We start from the raw sequence: 23,122 nt of genomic DNA, 5'->3' as shown, positions 1-23,122 counted from the left end.
TGTGTCAGTTTTCGAGGGGCCCTGCACCGGCGGTCGAGCCCGGTTCCACCGGCGTTTCCGGGCCCTCTCCCGGGCCCGTTTCCGCGCCTGCCCCCGGGCCCTCTCCCCGGCCCGCCTCCGGCCCCCCGGCGCCGGACTCCGCGACCGCCACCGTGAACGCGCCCGCCGCCACCCGGGCGTGCAGCACCTCGCCCGCCGTGACCTCCGCGGCCGCCCGCACCACGTGCCCGTCCGCCCGCTGGAGCACCGCGTACCCGCGCTCCAGGGTCGCCGCCGGGGACAGCGCCACCACCCGGGCGAGGGTGTGCTCCAGCTCCGAGTCGGCCCGGTCCAGCAGATGCCCGAGCGTGCGCCGGCCGCGGGCCAGCAGCGCGTCCAGCTCGGCCCCCCGGGTCTCCACCATCCGCTGCGGGTGCACGAACACCGGGCGCGCGAGGCAGTGCTCCAGCCCGCGCTCCTCCCGGTCGAGCAGGCCGCGCAGGGCGCGCAGCCCCCGGCCCTGGAGCTGGCGCACCCGCTCCAGCTCCTCGCCCACGTCCGGGACCACCTTCTTGGCCGCGTCCGTCGGCGTGGACGCCCGCAGGTCCGCCACCAGGTCCAGCAGCGGGGAGTCCGGCTCGTGCCCGATCGCCGACACCACCGGGGTGCTGGCGGCCGCGACCGTCCGTACGACCTCCTCGTCGGAGAAGGGCAGCAGGTCCTCCACGCTGCCGCCGCCCCGCGCCACGATGATCACGTCCACATCGGGCCGCGCGTCCAGCTCCCTGACCGCCTCCACCACCTGGGGCACCGCGTGCACCCCCTGCACGGCCACGTTGCGCACCTCGAAGCGGACCGCGGGCCAGCGGCGGCGCGCGTTCTCCAGCACGTCCCGCTCGGCCGCCGAGGCCCGCCCCACCACCAGGCCGATCAGCTGCGGGAGGAACGGCAGCGGCTTCTTGCGGTCCAGCGCGAACAGCCCCTCGGCGGCCAGCGACCGCTTCAGCCGCTCCAGGCGCGCCAGCAGCTCCCCGATGCCGACCGGGCGGATCTCGCTCACCCGCAGGGACAGCTGCCCGCGCGGGGCGTACCACTCCGGCTTGGCCAGTACGACGACCCGCGCGCCCTCGGAGACCAGGTCCGCGACCTCGTCCCAGACCTGGCGGAAGCAGGTCACGCTGACCGAGACGTCGTGCGACGGGTCGCGCAGCGTCAGGAACACCACCCCGGCCCCCGGCCGCCGGGACAGCTGCGTGATCTGCCCCTCCACCCACACCTGGCCCAGGCGGTCGATCCAGCCCCCGATCAGCCGGGACACCTGACCGACCGGCAGCGGCGCGTCAGCCGACGTATTCAGACCCATGCACGCAGGCTAACCGGCGCCGCTGACAGCGTCTCAGGCGCCGCCCGGGGTGTCGGCGCCCGCGCGGTCGCGCCCGCGCTGCACGAGGAGCACCCCCAGCCCCACTAGCAGCCACACCACCCCCACCAGCTGCGCGGTCCGGGAGGCCTCCACGATCACCGCCACCGTCACCGCAGCCCCCAGCACCGGCACCACCAGGTGCTTCCACCAGACCGGGGACCCCTCCCGCCGCCGGACGACGAACCAGCCCACCACCGAGGCGTGCAGCAGGGTGAACGCCACCAGGGCCCCGACGTCCACCACGGAGACCAGATGGCCGAGGCCGTCGTCGCGCCGGGCCGCCCACACCGCCGCCACCAGCGTCACCGCTGCCGCCACCAGCAGCGCCGCCCGCGGCGTACCGCCCGAGGTGCGCGCCAGCGCGGCCGGCAGCCGCCGCTCCCGGGCCATCGCGAACAGCAGCCGCCCCGCCGCGGCCTGCCCGGCCAGCGCCGCGAAGGCCGCCCCGACCGCCTTGCTCACCGCCACCAGGTCGTGCAGCCAGGACCCGACCGAGGCTTCGACCGCGTCGTAAAAAGCCGGCCCCTGGAGCGCCGGGTCCGCCGCCAGCTCCGCCGAGGACACCGGGGCCAGCAGCGCCGCCAGGTAGGTCTGGGCGACGAACAGCACCCCGGTCAGCGCCAGGCAGAACAGCACCGCCCGGGCCACCCGCGCGCTCCCCCCGGTGACCTCCTCCGCGAAGGAGGCGATGGCGTCGAAGCCCAGGTACGACAGGACCGCCACGGACACCGCGCCCAGCACGGCCGCCGCCGAGAAGCCCAGCGACCCGTCGCCGGTCAGCGGCGAGAGCCAGCCGCGCCGGGCCCCGCCGCCGGCCAGCACGGTCACCGCCGCGACCAGGAACACCACCAGCACCGCGATCTCCACCGCCAGCACGGCGAAGCCCACCCGCGCGGCCACCCGTACGCCCCACAGGTTCAGCAGGGTGGTGACCACCACGGCCAGCGCCGTCCACACCCAGCGGGACACCTCCGGGACCAGCGCGTGCATCGCGATCCCGGAGAACAGGTACGCCACCGCCGGGATCAGCAGGTAGTCCAGCAGCGCCATCCACCCGGCGATCAGCCCGGGCCCCTCGCCGAGCCCCTTGCGCGCGTACGTGAAGACCGAACCGGCCTGCGGGGCCACCCGCACCATCTGCGCGTACGAGAGGGCCGTGAAGGCCATCGCCACGGTCGCGACCAGGTACACGAGGGCCACGGCGCCGTGCGACTTCGCGTCGAGGGTGCCGAAGACGCCCACCGGGGCCATCGGCGCGATGAAGAGCAGCCCGTAGACCACCAGGTCGCGGAAACCCAGACTCCGGCGCAGTGCCGCGGGCGCCGCCGTACGGGAATCCGTCGCGGATGCCATGGGTCCTCCGGGTGAGGGTCGGTACGGACGTTCGGCCAAGTCTGTGCCGAACGGGCGACGTCCGGCCTGCTGGAGACCCCCGTACGATGGAGCGTATGACTGCTCCCGCCCCCGCTCCCGCCTCCCGCCGCGTCCTGCTCGCCGCCCCGCGCGGTTACTGCGCGGGCGTGGACCGTGCCGTGATCGCTGTCGAGAAGGCCCTCGAGCAGTACGGCGCTCCGGTCTACGTCCGCCACGAGATCGTGCACAACAAGTACGTCGTCCAGACGCTGCAGAAGAAGGGCGCCGTCTTCGTCGAGCGGACGGAGGAGGTCCCGCCGGGCAACATCGTGATGTTCTCCGCGCACGGCGTGGCGCCGGTGGTGCACGAGGAGGCGGCGAACGGCCGGCTCGCGACGATCGACGCGACCTGCCCGCTGGTCACCAAGGTCCACAAGGAAGCCATCCGCTACGCCAACGAGGACTTCGACATCCTCCTCATCGGCCACGAGGGTCACGAGGAGGTCATCGGCACCTCCGGCGAGGCCCCGGAACACATCACGATCGTCGACGGCCCGGACGACGTGGCCAAGGTCGAGGTCCGCGACGAGTCGAAGGTCGTCTGGCTCTCCCAGACCACCCTCTCGGTCGACGAGACGATGGAGACCGTCGACGCGCTGAAGACGAAGTTCCCGCTGCTCGTCTCCCCGCCCAGCGACGACATCTGCTACGCCACCTCGAACCGGCAGGCCGCCGTCAAGGCGATGGGCGCCGATTCCGACCTGGTCATCGTCGTCGGCTCCAAGAACAGCTCGAACTCCATCCGCCTGGTCGAGGTCGCCCTGGACGCCGGCGCCCGCGCCGCCCACCTGGTCGACTTCGCGAGCGAGATCGACGAGGCCTGGCTGGAGGGCGTCACCACGGTCGGACTGACCTCGGGCGCCTCGGTGCCGGAGGTCCTGGTCGAGCAGGTGCTGGAGTGGCTCGCGGAGCGCGGCTTCGCCGACGTGGAGATCGTCAAGACGGCCGAGGAGTCGATCGTCTTCTCCCTGCCCAAGGAGCTGCGCCGCGACCTGCGCGCCGAAGCGGCCGAACTGGTCGCCGACAAGTAACTCCTTTCGTACGGTATGTCCATGAAGATCTTCGGCGTGGACATCGGCGGTTCCGGCATCAAGGGCGCTCCCGTGGACCTGGAGCGCGGCGAGCTGGCGCAGGAGCGCCACAAGGTGGCGACCCCACAGCCGGCCACCCCCGAGGGGGTGGCCGGCTGTGTCGCGGAGGTGGTGGACGCCTTCTCCTGGGAGGGCCCGGTCGGTGTCACCTTCCCCGGCGTGGTCACCGGCGGCGTGATCCGGACGGCGGCCAACATGGACAAGGGCTGGGTGGGCGTCGACGCGGCCGCCCTGCTGTCGGACCGGCTGGGCGGCAGGCCGGTCACGGTCCTCAACGACGCCGACGCCGCGGGCGTCGCGGAGATGACGTACGGCGCGGGCCGCGGGGTGGGCGGCACCGTGCTCCTGCTGACCCTGGGCACGGGCATCGGCAGCGCGCTCTTCCTGGACGGCAGGCTCGTGCCGAACACCGAGCTGGGCCACCTGGAGCTCAAGGGCCACGACGCGGAGACGCGGGCGTCGGTCAAGGCCAAGGAGGACGGGGACCTCAGCTGGGAGCGCTGGGCGCAGCGGCTGGAGAAGTACCTGGCTCACGTGGAGATGCTCTTCTCCCCGGACCTGCTCATCCTGGGCGGCGGTGTCAGCCGCAAGCCGGAGAAGTTCCTGCCGCTGATCAAGGGCATCCGGGCGGAGATCGTCCCCGCGAAGCTCCAGAACAACGCGGGGATCGTCGGCGCGGCCATGGCCGCCCGCGACCGGGGCGCCCGGTAGGCGGGGCCGCCCGGCAGAGGGGGGCCGGCGGGCGGGTCAGTAGGCGGCGCTGGACGTCCTGCGCTGCTGCCGGGCGGCTCGCCGGCGCCCGCTCAGCGCGGCCCTGCGCGCCAGCGCGATCAGCCCGGCGATCAGCGTGCCCGCGTACAGCCACCCGGCGTGCAGGGACAGCGCGGACACCACCCCCATGAGCTGCCCGCCGAAGCCGCCGGAGCCGCCCGAGACCGGCCACACTCCGGCGGCGAAGGCGATCGGGGCCGAGATCGGCGCGGTGATCAGGTCCGCCGGCCGCACCCACACGGCGACCGCGGCGGCGACGGGCAGGAAGAGGAGCCCGTACGCGAAGAGCGAGGAGCCGAACAGCAGCCGGCAGACCCCCGCCACCAGCAGCATCGCCACGCAGGCGAACAGCCCGCCGCCGAGCCCGGTCAGCATCGGCCGCGGCGGCCGCCGGGGCGCGGCGGGCCGCCGCGGCGGGGCGGGCACCGGGGCGGGCACCCGCGGGTGACGTACCGAACGCATCCTGTATTGCTCCACCCCACCAAACTAGGCGGGAAGCCGCCCGGATCCCGGTCCGGACACGCGTACAACCAGCGCCGCTCAGCGGAAAGTAAACTGTCCGGTGGCCCACCTCCGGGCCGCCGCCCCCTCCAGCTACGGGAAGTCGCCAACGTGTCGCTCACGATCGGAATCGTCGGCCTGCCGAATGTCGGCAAGTCGACCCTGTTCAACGCCCTGACCAAGAACGACGTGCTGGCGGCCAACTACCCGTTCGCCACCATCGAGCCGAACATCGGCGTGGTCGGCGTCCCCGACCCCCGCCTGGCCAAGCTGGCCGAGATCTTCAGCTCCCAGAAGATCCTCCCCGCCACGGTCGACTTCGTCGACATCGCGGGCATCGTGCGGGGCGCCTCGGAGGGCGAGGGCCTGGGCAACAAGTTCCTGGCGAACATCCGCGAGTCGGACGCCATCTGCCAGGTCATCCGCGCCTTCAAGGACGAGAACGTCGTCCACGTCGACGGCAAGGTCTCGCCCAAGGACGACATCGAGACGATCAACACCGAGCTGATCCTCGCCGACCTCCAGTCCATCGAGAAGGCGGAGCCGCGCCTGACGAAGGAGTCCCGCCTCCAGAAGGAGAAGGTCGCGGTCCTGGCGGCGGTCGTCGAGGCCAAGAAGATCCTCGAAGGCGGTGACACCCTCTTCTCCAAGGGCATCACCAAGGGCACGGAGAAGGGCGACCTCCTCCACGAGCTCCACCTCCTCACCACGAAGCCGTTCCTGTACGTCTTCAACGTGGACGAGGACGAGCTGACGGACGAGGCCTTCAAGGCGGAGCAGTCCGCCCTGGTCGCCCCGGCCGAGGCGATCTTCCTGAACGCGAAGCTGGAGGCGGACCTCGCGGAGCTGGACGACGAGGAAGCCCTGGAGCTCCTCCAGTCCGTCGGCCAGGAAGAGCCCGGCCTCGCCACCCTCGGCCGCGTCGGCTTCGCCACCCTGGGCCTCCAGACCTACCTGACGGCCGGCCCGAAGGAAACCCGCGCCTGGACCATCAAGCAGGGCGCCACCGCCCCCGAGGCCGCCGGCGTCATCCACACCGACTTCCAGCGCGGCTTCATCAAGGCCGAGGTCATCTCCTTCGCGGACCTGGTCGAATGCGGCTCGGTCACGGAGGCCCGCGCGAAGGGCAAGGCCCGCATGGAGGGCAAGGACTACGTCATGCAGGACGGCGACGTGGTGGAGTTCCGCTTCAACGTGTAGTCGTTTCGTTGCTGCGTGTTAGCTGGTTTGGTCAAACGTGCAGGTCAGAAGGGGTTGGACTCTAACGAGTCCAACCCCTTCTGCATTCCAGTGCTGACTTGGTGCCGACTTTTCAGCCGCTTCGGGGCGGCGTGAGCTTGTCGAGGTCGAGGCTGACCTGGAAGGGCACCGGACGCTGGAGGGTGTCCCGGAAGATCCCGGCGGGCGCGTAGGCGCGGGTGGGTTCGTCGAGCTCGTAGACGTGGACGACGGGTGCCCCGTCCTCGTCCTCGATGCACCAGTAGTGCGGGATGCCGGCCTCCGCGTACTTGCGGAGTTTTACTGTGCGATCGCGATGGGCGGACTCCGGGGAGACGACCTCGATGACGAGCTGGACGTCCTCCGGTGCGAACCAGGTACGGTCGCCGTCGAAATCGGCCGTCGTCACCAGCAGGTCCGGTTCGGGACGGTTGCGCGGGTCGAGCTTGATGGTCATTTCGCGGCCGACTCTGGTGTCGGCTGGCACCTGCTCCATGAGTGCGACGGTGAGCATGGTGACGAGGTGGCCGTGCCACCACCTCTGGGGCGACACCATGAAGACGAGGGCTCCATCGATCAGCTCGGTGTGGCGGGGTGCCTCGGGGAGGCGGTCGAGGCCCTCCGCGAACCAGCCTTCCGCGCGCGGCGGGCGCATCCACTCGGGCAGTGCGGTCACGAGTCGACCCTGGCGATGGCGCCCGCCAAGAGGGGGCGTCGTGCTGCTGATCCATAATCGGCGCGTGGATGTCGTCGGGATGCTTGAGGCCGCCTCGCTGCTGGTGCCCGAAGGGGTGGCCACCGAGAACGACGTCACGGTGTCCGATGTCTGGGAGTACCTCGCGCACGACGAGTGGGAGGTCGCGTTCGACCTGCTGGAAGAGCTGCGTGGCGAGCGGTCGGCGCCGTCGGGCTTCTGGGAGGAGCTCGGGCGTGCGGCCGGGATGCTGCGGCTCGAACGGAGCCGGGAGTGGTGCCGGTGGCGGGGGGCCGAGGCGCGAGTCGGCGTCATCCGGGCCGAACTCGCGCTCCGGCCGGCCGGTGAGACCTTCCGGCGTACGCCGATTCCCGGAGCAGGGGTGCTGCGGCCGATGTGGGACATCGGCAACCGGAGGGACGACGGCACGTGTGAACTGGACATCGCCGTGCTGTGGGTCGAGTTCGCTGACGACCTCGCGCCCGGCGCTCGGGCGCCGGTGCGGCTCCTGCCCCTGACCGCGGCGCGGTGGAGTCACCTCGCCCACGGCGACCGGATCAGGCTTTACGAGAGCGCGGAGGCCGGCGGGACGGCGACGATCCTGGAGGTCCGGCCGCCGTCGCCGGGCGAGGAATACGCGCCACGGTGCTGATCCTGGCTTGCCGACCTGGCCGCCGCGGCTGTTCAAGCGCAGAGCCGCAGCCCCCGGGGTTCAGTGGGAGGTCGGCCAGGGGCGGTGGCCCGGGCCCGTGGGGTGGGTGCCGGTGACCGCCATGACCACCGAGTACAGGCTGGTCTCCGCGGTGATGAACAGGCGGTTGCGCTTGGCGCCGCCCCAGGAGATGTTGGCGACCGCCTCGGGGACGTTGAGGCGGCCGATCAGCGTGCCGTCGGGGTCGTAGCAGTGCACGCCGTCGCCCATCGCGGCCGCCCAGAGCCGGCCGCCGTCGTCGAAGCGGAGGTTGTCGAAGCGGGCCTTCTCCCGGGCCCCGGCCTCGGCGAAGACCTCGCCGTCGGACAGGGTGCCGTCGTCGCGCACGTCGAAGACCCGGATGAAGCCCGCCCGGGTGTCGGAGACGAACAGCCGCCGCTCGTCGGCCGAGAAGACCAGCCCGTTCGGCGCGCCGAAGCAGTCCGCGACCAGGCGTACCTCGCCCGTGGCCGGATCGATCCGGTACACGTTGTTGGAGCCGATCTCGCTCTGCGCGCGGTAGCCCTCGTAGTCGCTGGTGATCCCGAAGTCGGGGTCGGAGAACCAGATCGAGCCGTCGGATTTCACGGCCGCGTCGTTCGGGCTGTTCAGGCGCTTGCCCTGCCAGCGGTCGGCCAGCACGGTGACGGTGCCGTCGTGTTCGGTACGGGTCACCCGGCGGTTGCCCTGCTCGCAGGTGATCAGCCGGCCCTCGCGGTCGAGGGTGTTGCCGTTGGTGTGCCCGGCGGAGCGGCGGAATACGGCGACCGAGCCGGTCTCCTCGTCCCACCGCAGCATCCGGTCGTTGGGGATGTCGCTCCAGACCAGCTGGCGCCAGGCCGGCACGTAGATCGGCCCCTCGGCCCAACGGCAGCCGGTGTACAGGACCTCCAGGGCCTCGTCACCGTTCATGCACCGCCCGGTACGGAACCGGTCGTCCAGCATCTCGTACAGCCCCGGGTGCTCGCTGCTCATCGGGTCCGCTCCTCACTAAGGACATCACCTGCCGAATGTGAATCGGCCTGATGGGGAGATTGCAGGATCAGATATGGCAGCTGCAAGAGAATTTCGAATGGAGAGTTGTGGATCACATCCGGGAGCGCGGTGTCGGGGCTCAGGTCGCCCGGAGGGCCGCCAGGAAGTCCAGGCGGGTTTCCAGCAGGGCAAGGTCCGTGTCCGTCAGCTGTTCGATGCGGGCGATGCGGTGGCGCAGGGAGTTGACGTGGAGGTGGAGGCGGGCGGCGGTCCTCGTCCAGGACGCGTCGCACTCCAGGAACGCCTCCAGCGTGGCCAGCAGTTCCGTCCGATGGCGGCGGTCGTGGTGCCGGAGGGGACCGAGGTGGCGGGCGGCGAACGACCGGCGCGCGTCGGCCGGGATGAGGGGCAGCAGCGACAGGAAGTGCGCGGTGAGGTCGTCGGGGCCGCGTACGGTCACCCGGTCCGGGCCGTCCTGGGCGGACCGCAGTGCGTTGCGGGCCTCCCCGAGGGCCCGGCGGGCGTTCCCGGGATCGGCCACCGGCGAGCCGACGCCGATGGAGACGCTGTCCGTCGGGCCGAGCCAGTGCGCGAGGGCGGTGGCGAGCCTCTGCCGCAGGGCGGCGAGGTCGAGGCCGGGGGCCGGCTCGGGCATCAGGACGAGGAGTACGGCCTGTTCGCCGTCGACGGTGGCGGCGATGTCCTCCGCGGCCACCCGCACCGGGCCGGCCGGCTGGACCAGGGCCTCCTCCAGGAGTACGCGCAGCGCCGGCGCGGGGACCGGGCGGCCCCCCTGCCGTGCGCCGCCGGCGACCACGTACTGGCAGCGCGGCCAGGTGGCGACCCCGCTGAGGACGGCTTGCGCGGTGCTGCGGAGCCTGATGGGTATCTCCTCGGGCGGGACGCTGCCGCTGCACACCAGGTCGAGGCTGCGGCGGGCCAGGTCGCGGCGGGCCGCCTTCGCCTGTTCGTGCGCGGACCGCGCGTCGGTGAGCAGTTCGGCGATCCGGCCGAGGAGTTCCGTGTCCGGCTCGGGCCACTGCGAGACGTCGGCCTCCACCGCGATCAGCCGTCGCCCAGCTCGGCGGCGTCTCCGGTGCCGTTGCGCACCGGTACCAGGGAGTAGAGGCGGCTTCCGACCGCGGCCCGGTGCGGAGCGGGCTCGTGCGCCCGGCGCGCGGCGAGGTACCGCGCGGCCAGCGCCGACGCCGTCCGGGGATGCAGCGGAGGGCGGGCCCCGGCGATCTGGCGTCCGGTCGCCGACAGGACGCGCACGTCGAGGCTGAGGCTGTGCCGCAGCAGCTCCAGTACGGAGTCGGGGGTGGCCCGGTCGGTCAGGAGTCGCCGGTGACGTTCGACCAGGGCGGCGAGGCCGGCGACGTCCCGGCGGTGCAGACGGCGCAGGACGTGTTCGGTGATCGCGGCGAACGAGGTCTCCGGCCGCACGGCGATGAGCGGGAGGCCGTGCCGCCGGCAGGCGCGGACCAGGTCGTCCGGGACGAGCCCGTGCTCGACCTCGCCCGCGGCCAGGGCCGTGACGCCCGCCCGGGTGAGGACGCGTACGAACGGCTCGGCGTCTCCGGGCCCGTGCCACCAGGCGAGCCCGGTGAGGACGAGCTCCCCGCCGTCGAGGAAGCGGCCCGGGTCGGCCAGGTCGATGGTCGGGACGGCGCGAACGGTGCGGTCGAGCACGCCGCCGTCGGTGTCCGGGACCACGAGCAGACGCAGTCCCAGCCCGTCGGTGTCCAGGAGTTCGCGCAGCCGCATGACGGTCACCCTCTCACGCCGTACACCTCGCGGGACAGGGATCACCGCAGTTCAACGGGGTGCGGCGGGCGGAAGGCACGGTCGTCCACAGGCGGCGGAGCAGCCGGTTCTGAGCGATCGGTGACTGCCTCGCCCCCCGGGGCGCTGTGTCTACTTCTGTGCGTGCGGCCGGCGTTGGCTCCGGCCACGCCGAACGGTGCCCCGCACGGGGGTCGTGGCACCGGCACCGGCACCGGCGCCGGCCGGTGCGGCTCCAGGAACACCAGGAAGAGGCGGTCTGCTCATGGCCGGCACCACCAGCGGTATCCCCACCAACGTCACCCAGGGCTCCCGGACCAAAGGGGGCATCGGCGAGTCGACGCTGCGCCCGGACGGCGGCCTGAAGGTCACCGGCGAGTTCGCGTACTCCTCGGACATGTGGCACGAGGGCATGCTGTGGGGCCAGACCCTGCGCTCCACGCTCGCGCACGCCGAGATCGTGTCCGTCGACGTCTCCGAGGCCCTCACCGTTCCCGGGGTCCACGCGGTCATGACGTACGAGGACCTGCCGGCCGCCGTGAAGCACTACGGCATGGAGTTCCAGGACACCCCCGTCCTGGCGCACGGCAAGGTCCGCCACCACGGTGAGCCGGTCGCCCTCGTGGCCGCCGACCACCCGGAGACCGCCCGCCGCGCCGCGGCGAAGATCCGGATCGAGTACCGCGAGCTGCCCGTCGTCACCGACGAGGCCTCCGCCCTCGCCCCGGGCGCGGTCCTGGTCCACGAGAACCGCGAGGACCACCACGCCGAGCACGTCCCGCACCCCAACATCGTGCACCGCCAGCCGATCATCCGCGGCGACGTGGAAGCGGCCCGCAAGCGCGCCGACGTCATCGTCGAGGGCGAATACACCTTCGGCATGCAGGACCAGGCCTTCCTCGGCCCCGAGTCGGGCCTCGCGGTACCCGCCGAGGACGGCGGTGTCGACCTGTACGTCGCCACCCAGTGGCTGCACTCGGACCTCAAGCAGATCGCCCCCGTCCTCGGCCTGCCCGAGGAGAAGGTGCGCATGACGATGGCCGGTGTCGGCGGTGCCTTCGGCGGCCGCGAGGACATCTCGATGCAGATCCACGCCTCCGTGCTGGCGCTGCGCACGGGCAGGCCGGTGAAGATGGTCTACAACCGCTTCGAGTCCTTCTTCGGCCACGTGCACCGTCACCCGGCGAAGCTGCACTACGAGCACGGCGCCACCCGAGACGGCAGGATCACGCACATGCGCTGCAGGATTGTGCTCGACGGCGGCGCCTACGCCTCCTCCACGGCCTCGGTCGTCGGGAACGCCGCGTCCCTCTCGGTCGGGCCGTACGCCGTCGACGACGTGGACATCGAGGCGATCGGCCTCTACACCAACAACCCGCCCTGCGGCGCGATGCGCGGCTTCGGCGCCGTCCAGGCCTGCTTCGCGTACGAGGCCCAGATGGACAGGCTCGCGGCGAAACTGGGCATGGACCCGGTCGAGTTCCGCCGGCTCAACGCCATGGAGCAGGGCTCGGTCATGCCCACCGGCCAGGTCGTGCACCACCCGGCTCCGGTCGCCGAACTGCTGCGCCTGGTCAAGGCGCGCCCGCTGCCGCCGCGGCGCCAGTGGGAGACCGCCGGCAACCCGGCCGACCTGCGCGCGCTGCCGGGCGGCCTGTCCAACACCACGCACGGCGAGGGCGTCGTCCGCGGCGTCGGCTACGCCGTCGGCATCAAGAACGTCGCCTTCTCCGAGGGCTTCGACGACTACTCGACCGCCCGGGTGCGCCTGGAGGTCATCAACGGCGAGCCCGTCGCGATGGTCCACACGGCCATGGCGGAGGTCGGCCAGGGCGGTGTCACCATCCACGCGCAGATCGCCCGCACCGAGCTCGGGGTCCAGCGGGTCACCATCCATCCCGCCGACACCCGGGTGGGATCGGCCGGCTCGACCTCCGCGGGCCGTCAGACGTACATGACGGGCGGTTCCGTGAAGAACGCCTGCGCGCTCGTCCGCGAGAAGGTCCTGGAGATCGGCCGGAGCAGGTTCGGCGCGCACCACCCGGCGTGGGCGGCCCCCGGACTGCTCCTGGAGGGCGGAGAGGTCGTCACCGACGGCGGCGAGGTCCTCTCCACCCTCGTCGACGTCCTGGAGGGCGAGGTCGTGGAGGTCGAGGCGGAGTGGCGGCACTTCCCGACCGAGCCCTTCGACCGGGTCACCGGCCAGGGCAAGGGCCACGTCCAGTACGCCTTCGCCGCGCACCGGGCGGTGGTGGAGGTGGACACCGAGCTCGGCCTCGTCAAGGTCGTCGAGCTGGCCGTCGCCCAGGACGTGGGCAGGGCGCTGAACCCGCTGTCCGTGGTCGGCCAGATCCAGGGCGGCACCGTCCAGGGCCTGGGCGTCGCCGTGATGGAAGAGATCATCGTGGACCCGAGGACAGCCAAGGTGCGCAACCCCTCCTTCACGGACTACCTGCTGCCGACGATCCTCGACACCCCGACGATCCCGGTCGACTACCTCGAACTGGCCGACCCCGAAGCGCCGTACGGAGTTCGGGGCATCGGTGAGGCCCCGACCCTGTCGTCCACGCCGGCCGTCCTCGCCGCGATCCGCGACGCGACGGGCCTGGAGCTCACCAAGACCCCGGTCCGCCTTGAGCACCTGACCGGCCTCTGACGGCCCCGGCCCCCGTCGGCCGGCGCGGCCGCGCCCCCGCGGCCGTCACAGCCCCCGGACCGCGGCCACCGAGAAGGTGACCGGCGTGCCGGTCGAGGGGGTCAGGGGGCCGCCCTTGTCGAACTGGGAGCGGACCACCAGGGTGCGGCCCGGGGTGTGGGCCAGGGTGGTGGGGATCTGGAGGGAGGCGTCCGTCAGGGTGCGGGTCAGGCGGGCGCGGGTGCCGTCCGGGCTGAGCTGCCAGCGGGTCAGGGTGTTGGTGACGTTGTGCGCCGCGCGGAGCGTGCCGGCGGGGGAGAGCTGGATGCCGTCGGCGGCCTTGAGGTCGCCGCCGGTCAGGGCGACCCGGCTCAGGGCGCCGGTGCGCAGGTCGACGCGGTGCAGCTCGCCTCCCGTCATGTCGACCGTCAGCAGGTAGCGGCCCGCCCGGTCCGAGGTGATCCCGTTGAGCGTGAGGCGGCCGGGCGGCGGCGGGGTGACGTGCCCGCTCAGGTCGTACGCCACCGTCAGCGGGCCGGAGCCGGCGCGCAGCTGTCCGGGGGTGACGCGGTAGATCACCGCGCGGACGCTGTCCGTCAGGTAGGCGGTGCCGTCCGGGGTGACGGTCAGGTCGTTGATGAAGTGCGGGGTGTCCGCCGCGGCCTCGAACCGCGCCAGGCGGGTGCCCGTCGCCGTGTCGTACACCGCCACCCCGGCCGTGGAGTCCGTGACCCACAGGCGGCCCCGGGTGTCGACGCGCAGGCCGTTCGCCGTGCGCCGGCCGTCGGTGCCGGACGGGAGGAACACCTCGGCGGTACGGGCGCCCGGACGAGCGCGGTACACGGTGCCGTCCGCGTACGAGCCGACGTACACGGTGCCCGTGCGCGGGTCGGCGGCTATGCCCTCCGGGTAGACCTTCGAGCCGGGGAGGGTGAACGCGGTCCCCACGGGGGACGGCGCGGGCGCGGCGCCCGTGGTGAGGGCCGCGGTCAGGGTGACGGCCGCGGCGGAGAGCAGGATGTGAGAGAGCTTACGCACAGGTGAACCCTTCTTGATCATTGAGTCCGCAGAATAGTTAGAGCTCTAATGATTGGCAAGGGTCGTAGGATGCCGCAATGACCTCCATGCCTCCCGAGGAGCGCATCGGCGCGCACATCAAGCGCGCCGAGCAGGCGCTCCTCGCGGCGAAGACCGCCGCCTGCAAGCCGGCCGCAGTAACGGTTCCGCAGTACGCGGCCCTGCTCTGGCTCGCCGAGAAGCCGGGCATCTCCGCGGCCGCCCTCGCCCGGCTCTGCGGGGTCACACCGCCCACCATGAACACCGTTCTGAAGAACCTCCACGAGCGCGGCCTCATCGAGCGCACCCCCCACGAGTGGCACCGCAACGTGCTGGAGACCCGGCTCACCCCCGAGGGCCGCGCCGCGATGGAGCTGGCCGACGCCGGCGCCGTCCGCGTCGAGACCGCCCTCGCCGCCGCCCTCACGGCCCAGGAGCGCACGCAGCTCATCGAGCTGCTCGGGCGGTGCGCGGAGGTGCTCGACGGCCGGCGGTGAGCCGCCGGAAACCTGATGTTCCGGGCAGGTCTTTGCGAGGATTTGGAACTTTTCACAGGCTCCGCACATCAGGAGTAGGGGATGTCCAGCCGCACTGTCCCGCCCGGGGCAGGCCGAACCGTTCGGAGCAAGTCCGTGCACGAGTACCCGCAGCAGTCGTCCGGCCGTGAGCCCGAGCGGGGGCAGGGCCGCAGGAAGTCGCGGCGCGCGATGTGGATCGGCGCCGGCGTCGCCGGCGCGCTGCTCCTCGGCGGGGGCGGCTTCGCCGCCTACCAGAACGAGTGGTTCGACGGCAACGGCGAGACCGTCAGCTTCGGCAAGCCCGCCGCGCCCGCCGCCACGGACGCCGGCGCCGGAGGGAAGAAGGCGGAACCCTCCGCCCCGGCCGGACCCACCGGCGACCCGGACGTGCAGATGCCGTCCGGCCCGAAGTCCGACTTCAAGCAGACCGCCAAGCTCGACGACGGCACCGTCATCGCCAAGACCCGCCTGGCCGGCGCCAAGTCGGGCTTCGAGGGCGACGTCTGGGTCTGGGCCCCCAAGGAGTACGACGACCCGAAGTACGCCAAGAGCGCCTTCCCGGTCCTCATCGCCCTCCCCGGCGGCAACGGCTTCCCGACGAACTACTGGGCCGACCGCAGCCTCGGCCTCCAGAAGGCCGTCTCCGAGGGCGTCCAGGCCGGTACCAGCCTGCCCTTCGTCCTGATCATGCCGGTGCTCAATCCGGACAACAAGTACTACTACGACGGCGCCGACATACCCGGTCAGCCGAAGATGGGCACCTGGATCGCCGAGGACGTCCCGGACTTCGCCCGCGCCAACTTCCGTACGTACAAGTCCCGCGACGGCTGGGCCTTCATGGGCTCCTCCTCGGGCGCCTTCGTCGGCATGAAGACGCTCCTGCACCACCCGGACAAGTTCAAGGCCGTGATCGCCAGCGGCGGCGAGATCACCCCCGACTCCCCGCTCTGGAAGGGCCACCAGGCGGAGATGGACGCCAACAATCCCGAGAAGCTCGCCGAGAAGCTGATCCGGAGCGGCGGCCCGGACGTCTACATCAACTTCCAGGTGGGCACGAAGGAGTCCGGCAAGGACCGGATGACGAAATTCGTGCAGCAGTACGGAAAGGGCCCGGTCAAGACGACCATCCGTGACATCCAGAACGGCGAGCACAACGGCTGGCACTACGTGCGCGGCATGAAGGAAGGCTCGCTGGAGTGGGTCAGCAAGGTGCTGAAGGGCCCCAAGCCCGAGGCCGGCTGACCGGAGCCCGTACGTCCGGACCGCGCCCCGTTCCCGCGGCCCGTTCCGTACCCCGTTCCCGCACGCCGGACCGTCCGCCGCCCCGTCGCCGGACTCCGCCACGTGGCCCTCGCCACGTCGCCCCGGTCCCAGGCAACCCATACGGTCGTTCACACCTCTGTACAGGTGCCAAGGGGGACCAATCGGTCCGACCCGCGCCCAACCAGGGCGCCGGAGAAGGAACGGGAACAATTCAGTGCAGTATGACGACCAAGGCGACGGCAGCTCCCTGACCAAGGGCGGCCGTCGCCCCCCACGCCCGCGCAGGCGCCTCGTCCTGATCGGCGGCGGGCTCGCGCTTGCCCTCGCCGCCGGGGGCGGTGCGGCGTACAAGGCCGGCCTCTTCTCGGACGTGGGGGACCCGGTCTCCTTCGGGAAGATCCAGGAGTCGGCGGCCGCCGAGGACATCCGCCCCGAGGTGCTGATGCCGACCGGCCCCAAGGCCGAGTTCACGCGCACCAGCCGGCTGCCGGACGGCACGCAGATCGCGGTGACCACCGTGACCGGCCGGAAGTCCGGCTTCACCGGTGACGTGTGGGTGTGGGTGCCCAAGGAGTACGACGACCCGAAGTACGCCAAGAGCGCCTTCCCCGTGCTGATCTCCCTGCCCGGCGGCCGCGGCTACCCCAAGAACTACTGGGGCACCGGACCCGGCCTCGGCCTCCAGCAGGCCGTGATCGACGGGGTCAAGGCCGGCACCAGCCTGCCCTTCATCCTCGTCATGCCGGTGATCAACGCGGACACCAAGCACCACTTCGACGGATCGGACATCCCCGGTCAGCCGAAGATGGGCACCTGGATGGCCGATGACATCCCGGATTTCACGAAGGCCAATTTCCGCACCTTCACCTCCCGCGACGGCTGGGCCTTCATGGGCTCCTCCTCGGGCGGTTTCGGCGCCTTCAAGCACGTGCTGAAGTACCCCGAACGCTTCAAGGCGGTCATCGCCAGTGGGGTCGACTTCGTCCCCGACTCCCCGCTGTGGAAGGGGAACCAGCAGGCCATGGACGAGAACAACCCCGAGAAGCTCGCCGAGAAGCTGATCAAGGAGGGCGGTCCGGAGGTGTGGATCAACTTCCAGATCGGCACCAAGGAGAGCGGCCGCGACCTGGCCGAGCGGTTCATGCGCGAGTACGGCAGGGGCCCCGTGCACACTCGACTCCAGGTGATCCAGGATGGTGAGCACAACGGAAAGTCCTACGTGCGCGGAATGAGGGAGGGCTCCCTGGAGTGGATCAGCAAGGTGATGCGAGGACCGACACCCGACCCCGCCGTGCGATGAGCCCCGCGGTGAAGGGGGCCACCGCGGCCGCCGCCGCCGGGATCGCGATGGTGTGCGCCGTCGCGTTCCTCAAGGCGCCCGGCGACCGCCCGGTGCACCCCTTCCCCACCGTCGGCGTGCTCATGGCCAACGGCGAGCACTGGTGCACGGCGAGCGTGGTCGACAGCCCCAAGGGCAACGTCGTCGCGACCGCCGCGCACTGCGTCGCCCCGGCGGGCGAGCACGGAGTGCCGGGCCAGGTCGCCCACGACGGCCTCGCCATCGGCGAGCTCTCCTTCGCGCCCGCCTTCTCCGGGGAGGGCTCGGGCACCCATCCCCTCGGCGTGTGGAAGGTCCGCTCGATCCACGTCGACGAACGCTGGACGAAGTGGGGCGAGGACACCGCCGACTTCGCCTTCCTCACCGTCGAGCCGGACGAGGACGGCCGCAGCGTCCAGGAGGCCGTCGGCGGCAAGGGCGAGGCGCCCGCGCCCGACTGGACCTCCGGGTACGAGCGGGAGGTCACCGTCGTCGGCTACCCGGAGTCCGAGCACAACCCGCAGAACAAGCCCGTGTCCTGCACCACCCAGACCCGCCACGACCTCGACGACCCCGACCTGCTGTACATCAGCTGCTCGGGCTTCTGGACCGGCACCAGCGGCAGCCCCTGGATCGCCGACCGCGGGGGCACGGGACAGCCGGGCCGGCTGATCGGCGTGCTCAGCGGCGGGGAAACGGACGTGGACTCCACCGCCGCGCTGTACGACGAGCGGGCCAAGGCCCTGTACGAGCGCGCGTCCAGGGGCTGAGCCGGGCCGCCGGCGCGTAGCCGCGCGCGGCTACGCGCGGCGTTCCGTACTGACGATCACGCCCACCGCCGCCACCACGATCGCACCGCCGAGCACGATCGGCAGGGTCAGCGCCTCGTCCAGAATGAGCGCGCCCAGCGCGACGGCCACCACCGGATTGACGTACGCGTACGTGGCCACGAGCGACAGCGGCGCCGCCTGGAGCAGCCACGCGTACGCCGTGAAGCCGACCACCGACCCGATCAGCACGAGGTAGCCCAGCGCCACCCACGAGGCGGTGGAGAAGGCACCCACGTCCAGGCCGCGCTGCTCGCCGCGCAGCAGCCCCACGACGACACCGCCGACCCCGCCCGCCAGCATCTGGTACGCGGAACCCGCGAAGGGGTTCTCCGGCAGCGGCAGCTTCGACGCCGAGAACGAGCCCAGCGACCACAGCACCGAGGCCGCCAGCACCATCAGCACCCCCCACAGCCGGACCTCCCCGCTGAGCCCCGGGCTGGTCAGCACCCCCAGCCCGGCGAGCCCCACCAGTACCCCGGCCACGGTGCGCGGCGACGGCCGGTCCCCGCTGCCCGCCCGCAGCACCACGACCCACATCGGCACCGCCGCCACCAGCAGCGCGGCCAGCCCGGAGGGGACGGCGGTCTCGGCCAGCACCACCAGCCCGTTGCCGCCCAGGATCAGCAGCAGGCCGACCACGACCGCCGAGCGGGCCTGCGCGGCCGTGACCCTGAGCGCGGCCGGCCCGTATCGCCAGGCGACGATGCCGGCCAGCACCAGGCCGGCGGTGATGAAACGGGCCCCGGCGGAGAGGAAGGGCGGCATGGTCTGGACGACGATCCGGATGCCGAGGTAGGTCGAGCCCCAGACCACGTACACGAGTGCCAGCGCGAACCACACCGCCCCGGTCGTCCTGCGCCGCGCGGTGTCCGCCGTCGCGCCGCCCGTGCCGTCTATCGGAGTCGAGGTTCCCATGGCCGGATCCTACGATCGTTGCTCCCTACAGGCTTCCCGATTTCTCACCCCTTGAGCAGCGCGTTCAGCTCCCCGTACGGCAGCGAGCCGGCGAGGGACCCGTAGGTGCCCCCGGCCAGCAGTTCCTCGGTGGCGCGGCGGGCGACGGCGTACGCGGCCTCGGCCACCCAGGAGCCGAGGCTGACTCGGGCCACGCCGAGGGCGCCGAGCTCGGCGACGGACGGGGCGCCGGGACCGACGAGGACGTTGAGCGGGGCGTCGATCCCCTTGGCGAGCTCCGCGACGGTGGCGGGATCGGTGACCCCGGGCACGAAGACCCCGGTGGCGCCGGCGGCGAGGTAGGCCGCGGCGCGGGAGAGGGTCTCGTCGAGGCGGGTGGCGTTCTCGCCGAGGCCGAAGAGGTACGTGTCCACGCGGGCGTTGATGTACAGCGGCACCCCGGCCGCCTCCGCGGCGGCACGGGCCGCGGCCAGGCGCTCCGCCTGCTCGGCCGGGGCTCGGTGGCCGTCCTCGATGTTGATGCCGACCGCGCCGGCGGCCAGCACCCCGGTGACGGTCTCGCCGACCCCGGCGGCGTCGGCCGCGAAGCCGCCCTCGATGTCGGCGGTGACGGGTACGGAGACGGCCGAGGCCACCCGGGCGATCAGGTCCAGCGCCCGCTCCCGCGCGAGCGCGTCGCCGTCGGGGGCCCCGAGCGACCAGGCGACACCGGCGCTGGTGGTGGCCACCGCCGGTGCCCCGGCGGCCTCCACGACGCGGGCACTGGCGACGTCCCAGGCGTTGGCCAGGGCGAGGGGGGCGGCGGCGGTGTGCAGCGCGGTGAAGGCGGCGGCCCGGGCGGTGTGGTCAAGGGTGGTGGTCATGGGGCCAGTTGACCAGACGGGGCGGCCCCTCGGCTGGCGGTTTTCCGACGCCCACGTCACGGCGCCTGCCGGCCGGATCCGCCGCGGACCGCCGCCGCCCGGGCCGGAAGCCGCGGGCCGGAGCCGCCCGGGCCGGAAGCCGGGGGCCGGTGTCGCCGCGGCTCAGGAAGGGAGGGGGGCCAGGCCCGTTTTGGCGCCCGCGCCGCACAGCGGGAGGACCGCCGTGCGGCCGCGGAGGGGGTCGCCGGGGGCGGTGGGGCACACCGCCGCCCAGCAGGCCGCCGCCGTCGGTTCCACGAACAGGCCGCGCCGCGCCAGGTCCCGCTGGGCCTCGCGCAGCCGGTCGTCCGGGACCGTGAGGAAGGTGCCGCCGGACTTGCGGACCGCCGCCAGGATCTGCCGGGCCCGCGGCGGGGCCGGGATCGCGATGCCCTCCGCCAGGGTCGGCAGCTGCGGTACCGCCTCGGCGTCCTCGGCGCCCGCCGCGAAGGCCGCCGCCAGCGGTGACACCGCCTCCGCCTGGACCCCGATCAGCGCGGGCGGCCGTACCCCGCGCCGGGCCAGTTCCTCCACCGCCAGCGCGGCGCCCAGCAGCAGGGTGCCGTTGCCCACCGGTACGACGAGCGCCTCCGGGAGGCGTCCGCCGAGGGCCTCCCAGATCTCGTAGGCGTACGTCTTCGTGCCGTGCAGGAAGTACGGGTTGAAGACGTGGCTCGCGTAGAAGACCCCCGGCTCGTCCGCGGCGGCCCGCGCGGCCAGCGCCGTGGCCTCGCGCCCGCCCGCGACGACCCGCACGGCCGCGCCGTGGGCCCGCATCTGCTCGGTCTTCTTCTCCGAGGTGCCCTCCGGCACGAAAACTTCACAACTCAGCCCGGCCCGCGCGCAGTACGCCGCCACGGACGTCCCCGCGTTGCCGCTGCTGTCGGCGATCACCCGCTCCGGGGCCAGCCGCCGCGCCAGTTCGGCGAGCATGACCGCGCCCCGGTCCTTGAAGGACAGCGTCGGCATCAGGAAGTCGAGTTTGGCGTGAATCCTCTCCGCGAGCGGCACCAGCGGGGTGTGCCCCTCCGAGAGCGAGACCGAGAACGCCCCCGGCAGCGGCAGTGCGGCCGCGTAACGCCACAGCGAGTGGGGGCCGGCGGCCGGTTCGAGCGCGATGGCCGGATCGGGTGCGAAGTCGAGGTCCCAGGGGCCGCCGCAGAGGGGGCAGCACCACGGGGCGGTCCGTACGTCCGCGCGCGTGCCGTCCTCGGGACAGACGTAACCGGGAAGTGCGTGCGTCATGTGCGGAGCGCCTTTGCTCGTTCATGGCCGTTGTATGGCACAGATGTTACGCGTCCGTTGTGCCTCCGTTGTGCTCTTGTGGGATGCGGCACGGGTGGGCCAACCTTTGCGGGACGACGGCCCGTTGGGGCGGATTCGTTGTCATGGACATGCCTCAAACAGGAAATCCCCGCGTGTCCGGGCACCGCCGCACCGCCGCACGCGCCGTCGCACTCCACCCCCTACGAGGAGGACCCCCCACATGTCCGTGAAGCGTCACACCCGCCGGAGGATCGCCGGCGTCAGCGCCACCGCCGTCGTGGCACTCGCGCTCGGCGCGGCCGCCGCCCTGCCCGCGTCCGCGGCCGACGGCCCCCAGGGCGTCATCGAGAACGCCGGAGCTCCCGGCGCCGTCGCCGGCAGCTACATCGTGACCCTGGAGGACTCCGCCGCCCGCTCCACGGCCGACAGCGGAAAGGCTGTCGCCAAGCGGTACGGGGCGAAGATCGACCGGGTCTACAGCGCGGCCCTCAACGGCTACTCCGTCGAGGTCTCCGAGGCGCAGGCCAGAAAGCTCGCCGCCGACCCGGCCGTGCGGTCGGTCGTGCAGAACCGGACCTTCACCGTCGACGCCACCCAGCCCAGCCCGCCGTCCTGGGGCCTGGACCGCATCGACCAGCGGGCCCTCCCCCTCGACCAGAGCTACACCTACCCGGACAAGGCCGGCGAGGGCGTCACCGCGTACATCATCGACACCGGCGTCCGCAAGACGCACCAGGACTTCGGCGGCCGCGCCGTCGACGGCTACGACGCGATCGACAACGACAACACCGCCCAGGACGGCCACGGCCACGGCACGCACGTGGCCGGTACCGTCGGCGGCGGCGCGTACGGCGTGGCCAAGAAGGTCAAGATCGTCGGCGTCCGCGTGCTCAACAACCAGGGCTCGGGCACGACCGCCCAGGTCGTCGCCGGCATCGACTGGGTGACCCGCAACGCAGTGAAGCCGGCCGTGGCCAACATGTCGCTCGGCGGCGGCGCGGACTCCGCGCTCGACACCGCCGTACGCAACTCCATAGCCGCCGGCATCACCTACGCGGTCGCGGCGGGCAACGAGTCCACCGACGCCTCCACCAAGTCCCCCGCGCGCGTCGCCGAGGCCATCACGGTCGGGGCCACCACCAACACCGACGCGAAGGCCAGCTACTCCAACTACGGCTCCGTCCTGGACGTCTTCGCGCCGGGCTCCTCCATCACCTCCACGTGGGGCACGGGCGACACCGCCACCAACACCATCTCCGGCACCTCGATGGCCTCGCCGCACGTCGCGGGCGCGGCGGCCCTGTACCTCTCGCAGAACCCGGCGAGCACCCCGGCGCAGATCCGGGACGCCCTGGTCGCGGCGTCCACCCCGAACGTGGTGACCAGCCCCGGCACGGGCTCCCCCAACCGCCTGCTGAACGTGGGCGGGAGCACCACGCCGCCGAACCCGGGCACCCGGTTCGAGAACACGGCGGACTACGCGGTCAGCGACAACGCCACCGTGGACTCGCCGGTGACCGTCAGCGGGATCTCGGGCAACGCCCCGGCGGCGTTGAGCGTCTCGGTCGACATCAAGCACACCTACATCGGTGACCTGAAGGTCGACCTCATCGCCCCCGACGGCACGGCCTACAACCTGCACAACCGCAGCGGCGGCAGCGCCGACAACATCATCAAGACCTACACCGTCAACGCCTCGGCCGAGGTGGCCAACGGCGTGTGGAAGCTGCGGGTGAACGACAACGCCAACCTCGACACCGGCAAGATCGATTCCTGGGCGCTGCAGTTCTGACGCCCGAGGCCTCCGCCCGGGCGACCGGGTGGCGAGGGGCGCGATAACAGGCTGGATCGCGCGATGAACGCGGGGGCGACCGACTG

Annotated in this window: 21 protein-coding genes; 10 read left to right on the top strand and 11 right to left on the bottom strand. The window is 72.4% G+C overall.

The features are described 5' to 3' along the window. Positions 1-4 precede the first annotated feature (4 nt). Positions 5-1,342 carry an exodeoxyribonuclease VII large subunit gene (gene xseA, locus ACFY7H_RS06880; protein WP_388934177.1) on the bottom strand — a complete coding sequence of 446 codons (1,338 nt, stop codon included), beginning with the start codon at positions 1,340-1,342 and terminating at the stop codon, positions 5-7. Positions 1,343-1,375: 33 nt separating this feature from the next. After that, on the bottom strand, positions 1,376-2,755 hold the full coding sequence (locus ACFY7H_RS06875; protein WP_388934174.1) for an APC family permease: 1,380 nt from the start codon (positions 2,753-2,755) through the stop codon (positions 1,376-1,378). A gap of 86 nt (positions 2,756-2,841) precedes the next feature. Here ACFY7H_RS06875 and ACFY7H_RS06870 point away from each other — a divergent pair, with 86 nt between their 5' ends. Together ACFY7H_RS06870 and ppgK are read left to right on the top strand one after the other, a co-directional pair. After that, complete coding sequence (locus ACFY7H_RS06870; protein ID WP_388934171.1) at positions 2,842-3,846, top strand: 4-hydroxy-3-methylbut-2-enyl diphosphate reductase; 1,005 nt, start codon at positions 2,842-2,844, stop codon at positions 3,844-3,846. Between the two features lie 21 nt (positions 3,847-3,867). Beyond that, entirely contained in the window at positions 3,868-4,617 is a 750-nt protein-coding gene (ppgK, locus tag ACFY7H_RS06865) for a polyphosphate--glucose phosphotransferase (protein WP_388934168.1), read from the top strand. A gap of 36 nt (positions 4,618-4,653) precedes the next feature. On the opposite strand, the gene ACFY7H_RS06860 is transcribed toward ppgK, so the two are convergent. Then, positions 4,654-5,139: a DUF6542 domain-containing protein gene (locus ACFY7H_RS06860; protein ID WP_388934165.1), complete on the bottom strand. Its 486-nt coding sequence runs from the start codon at positions 5,137-5,139 to the stop codon at positions 4,654-4,656. A gap of 150 nt (positions 5,140-5,289) precedes the next feature. On the opposite strand from ACFY7H_RS06860, the gene ychF reads away from it, so the two are divergent. Next, on the top strand, positions 5,290-6,378 hold the full coding sequence (gene ychF / locus ACFY7H_RS06855; RefSeq protein ID WP_388934162.1) for a redox-regulated ATPase YchF: 1,089 nt from the start codon (positions 5,290-5,292) through the stop codon (positions 6,376-6,378). 112 nt (positions 6,379-6,490) lie between these two features. On the opposite strand, the gene ACFY7H_RS06850 is transcribed toward ychF, so the two are convergent. Further along, positions 6,491-7,072, bottom strand: a complete 582-nt coding sequence (locus tag ACFY7H_RS06850) for a Uma2 family endonuclease (RefSeq protein ID WP_388934159.1) — start codon at positions 7,070-7,072, stop codon at positions 6,491-6,493. 64 nt (positions 7,073-7,136) lie between these two features. On the opposite strand from ACFY7H_RS06850, the gene ACFY7H_RS06845 reads away from it, so the two are divergent. After that, on the top strand, positions 7,137-7,742 hold the full coding sequence (locus tag ACFY7H_RS06845; protein ID WP_388934156.1) for a hypothetical protein: 606 nt from the start codon (positions 7,137-7,139) through the stop codon (positions 7,740-7,742). 60 nt (positions 7,743-7,802) lie between these two features. Here the strand turns inward: ACFY7H_RS06845 and ACFY7H_RS06840 are convergent, their stop codons facing one another. The 3 genes from ACFY7H_RS06840 to ACFY7H_RS06830 form a co-directional block, all read right to left on the bottom strand. Next, the gene (locus tag ACFY7H_RS06840) at positions 7,803-8,756 is read right to left on the bottom strand and encodes an SMP-30/gluconolactonase/LRE family protein (protein WP_388934154.1); all 954 of its coding nucleotides are present in this window, start codon (positions 8,754-8,756) and stop codon (positions 7,803-7,805) included. 139 nt (positions 8,757-8,895) lie between these two features. Further along, the gene (locus ACFY7H_RS06835) at positions 8,896-9,816 is read right to left on the bottom strand and encodes a PucR family transcriptional regulator (protein ID WP_388934152.1); all 921 of its coding nucleotides are present in this window, start codon (positions 9,814-9,816) and stop codon (positions 8,896-8,898) included. 5 nt (positions 9,817-9,821) lie between these two features. Continuing rightward, positions 9,822-10,523, bottom strand: a complete 702-nt coding sequence (locus ACFY7H_RS06830; protein ID WP_388934988.1) for a PucR family transcriptional regulator ligand-binding domain-containing protein — start codon at positions 10,521-10,523, stop codon at positions 9,822-9,824. A gap of 283 nt (positions 10,524-10,806) precedes the next feature. Here ACFY7H_RS06830 and ACFY7H_RS06825 point away from each other — a divergent pair, with 283 nt between their 5' ends. After that, positions 10,807-13,197, top strand: a complete 2,391-nt coding sequence (locus ACFY7H_RS06825) for a xanthine dehydrogenase family protein molybdopterin-binding subunit (RefSeq protein ID WP_388934149.1) — start codon at positions 10,807-10,809, stop codon at positions 13,195-13,197. Between the two features lie 45 nt (positions 13,198-13,242). On the opposite strand, the gene ACFY7H_RS06820 is transcribed toward ACFY7H_RS06825, so the two are convergent. Further along, positions 13,243-14,214: an SMP-30/gluconolactonase/LRE family protein gene (locus tag ACFY7H_RS06820; protein WP_388934146.1), complete on the bottom strand. Its 972-nt coding sequence runs from the start codon at positions 14,212-14,214 to the stop codon at positions 13,243-13,245. A gap of 77 nt (positions 14,215-14,291) precedes the next feature. On the opposite strand from ACFY7H_RS06820, the gene ACFY7H_RS06815 reads away from it, so the two are divergent. The 4 genes from ACFY7H_RS06815 (at position 14,292) to ACFY7H_RS06800 (ending at position 18,101) form a co-directional block, all read left to right on the top strand. After that, positions 14,292-14,729: a MarR family winged helix-turn-helix transcriptional regulator gene (locus tag ACFY7H_RS06815; protein WP_388934143.1), complete on the top strand. Its 438-nt coding sequence runs from the start codon at positions 14,292-14,294 to the stop codon at positions 14,727-14,729. 135 nt (positions 14,730-14,864) lie between these two features. Continuing rightward, complete coding sequence (locus tag ACFY7H_RS06810; protein WP_388934140.1) at positions 14,865-15,992, top strand: alpha/beta hydrolase; 1,128 nt, start codon at positions 14,865-14,867, stop codon at positions 15,990-15,992. 235 nt (positions 15,993-16,227) lie between these two features. Next, complete coding sequence (locus ACFY7H_RS06805; RefSeq protein ID WP_388934137.1) at positions 16,228-17,313, top strand: alpha/beta hydrolase; 1,086 nt, start codon at positions 16,228-16,230, stop codon at positions 17,311-17,313. Positions 17,314-17,321: 8 nt separating this feature from the next. Beyond that, positions 17,322-18,101: a trypsin-like serine peptidase gene (locus ACFY7H_RS06800; protein WP_388934134.1), complete on the top strand. Its 780-nt coding sequence runs from the start codon at positions 17,322-17,324 to the stop codon at positions 18,099-18,101. A 30-nt stretch (positions 18,102-18,131) separates the two neighbouring features. Here the strand turns inward: ACFY7H_RS06800 and ACFY7H_RS06795 are convergent, their stop codons facing one another. From ACFY7H_RS06795 to ACFY7H_RS06785, 3 genes are all read right to left on the bottom strand, one after another. Beyond that, positions 18,132-19,076: an EamA family transporter gene (locus ACFY7H_RS06795; RefSeq protein WP_388934132.1), complete on the bottom strand. Its 945-nt coding sequence runs from the start codon at positions 19,074-19,076 to the stop codon at positions 18,132-18,134. Positions 19,077-19,120: 44 nt separating this feature from the next. Then, a complete protein-coding gene (locus ACFY7H_RS06790) occupies positions 19,121-19,939 on the bottom strand; it encodes an isocitrate lyase/phosphoenolpyruvate mutase family protein (protein WP_388934129.1) in 819 nt (272 codons plus the stop codon). 162 nt (positions 19,940-20,101) lie between these two features. Next, positions 20,102-21,223 carry a pyridoxal-phosphate dependent enzyme gene (locus tag ACFY7H_RS06785; protein WP_388934127.1) on the bottom strand — a complete coding sequence of 374 codons (1,122 nt, stop codon included), beginning with the start codon at positions 21,221-21,223 and terminating at the stop codon, positions 20,102-20,104. Positions 21,224-21,464: 241 nt separating this feature from the next. Between ACFY7H_RS06785 and ACFY7H_RS06780 the strand changes: the two genes are divergently transcribed. Continuing rightward, complete coding sequence (locus ACFY7H_RS06780) at positions 21,465-23,036, top strand: S8 family serine peptidase (protein WP_388934124.1); 1,572 nt, start codon at positions 21,465-21,467, stop codon at positions 23,034-23,036. The last annotated feature ends 86 nt before the right edge of the window (positions 23,037-23,122 follow it).

Source organism: Streptomyces sp. NPDC012794, assembly GCF_042901085.1.
In the GTDB taxonomy this organism is placed as follows: domain Bacteria; phylum Actinomycetota; class Actinomycetes; order Streptomycetales; family Streptomycetaceae; genus Streptomyces.
The sequence above is the reverse complement of the archived record's forward strand: the minus strand, read 5'-3'. Positions and strand labels throughout refer to the sequence as shown.

What these genes read in the sequence shown, in the direction of transcription:
- xseA (WP_388934177.1), bottom strand. Translation starts at nt 1,342, where the DNA reads ATGGGTCTGAATACGTCGGCTGACGCGCCGCTGCCGGTCGGTCAGGTG.
- ACFY7H_RS06875 (WP_388934174.1), bottom strand. Translation starts at nt 2,755, where the DNA reads ATGGCATCCGCGACGGATTCCCGTACGGCGGCGCCCGCGGCACTGCGC.
- ACFY7H_RS06870 (WP_388934171.1), top strand. Translation starts at nt 2,842, where the DNA reads ATGGAGCGTATGACTGCTCCCGCCCCCGCTCCCGCCTCCCGCCGCGTC.
- ppgK (WP_388934168.1), top strand. Translation starts at nt 3,868, where the DNA reads ATGAAGATCTTCGGCGTGGACATCGGCGGTTCCGGCATCAAGGGCGCT.
- ACFY7H_RS06860 (WP_388934165.1), bottom strand. Translation starts at nt 5,139, where the DNA reads ATGCGTTCGGTACGTCACCCGCGGGTGCCCGCCCCGGTGCCCGCCCCG.
- ACFY7H_RS06840 (WP_388934154.1), bottom strand. Translation starts at nt 8,756, where the DNA reads ATGAGCAGCGAGCACCCGGGGCTGTACGAGATGCTGGACGACCGGTTC.
- ACFY7H_RS06830 (WP_388934988.1), bottom strand. Translation starts at nt 10,523, where the DNA reads ATGCGGCTGCGCGAACTCCTGGACACCGACGGGCTGGGACTGCGTCTG.
- ACFY7H_RS06825 (WP_388934149.1), top strand. Translation starts at nt 10,807, where the DNA reads ATGGCCGGCACCACCAGCGGTATCCCCACCAACGTCACCCAGGGCTCC.
- ACFY7H_RS06815 (WP_388934143.1), top strand. Translation starts at nt 14,292, where the DNA reads ATGACCTCCATGCCTCCCGAGGAGCGCATCGGCGCGCACATCAAGCGC.
- ACFY7H_RS06795 (WP_388934132.1), bottom strand. Translation starts at nt 19,076, where the DNA reads ATGGGAACCTCGACTCCGATAGACGGCACGGGCGGCGCGACGGCGGAC.
- ACFY7H_RS06790 (WP_388934129.1), bottom strand. Translation starts at nt 19,939, where the DNA reads ATGACCACCACCCTTGACCACACCGCCCGGGCCGCCGCCTTCACCGCG.
- ACFY7H_RS06785 (WP_388934127.1), bottom strand. Translation starts at nt 21,223, where the DNA reads ATGACGCACGCACTTCCCGGTTACGTCTGTCCCGAGGACGGCACGCGC.
- ACFY7H_RS06780 (WP_388934124.1), top strand. Translation starts at nt 21,465, where the DNA reads ATGTCCGTGAAGCGTCACACCCGCCGGAGGATCGCCGGCGTCAGCGCC.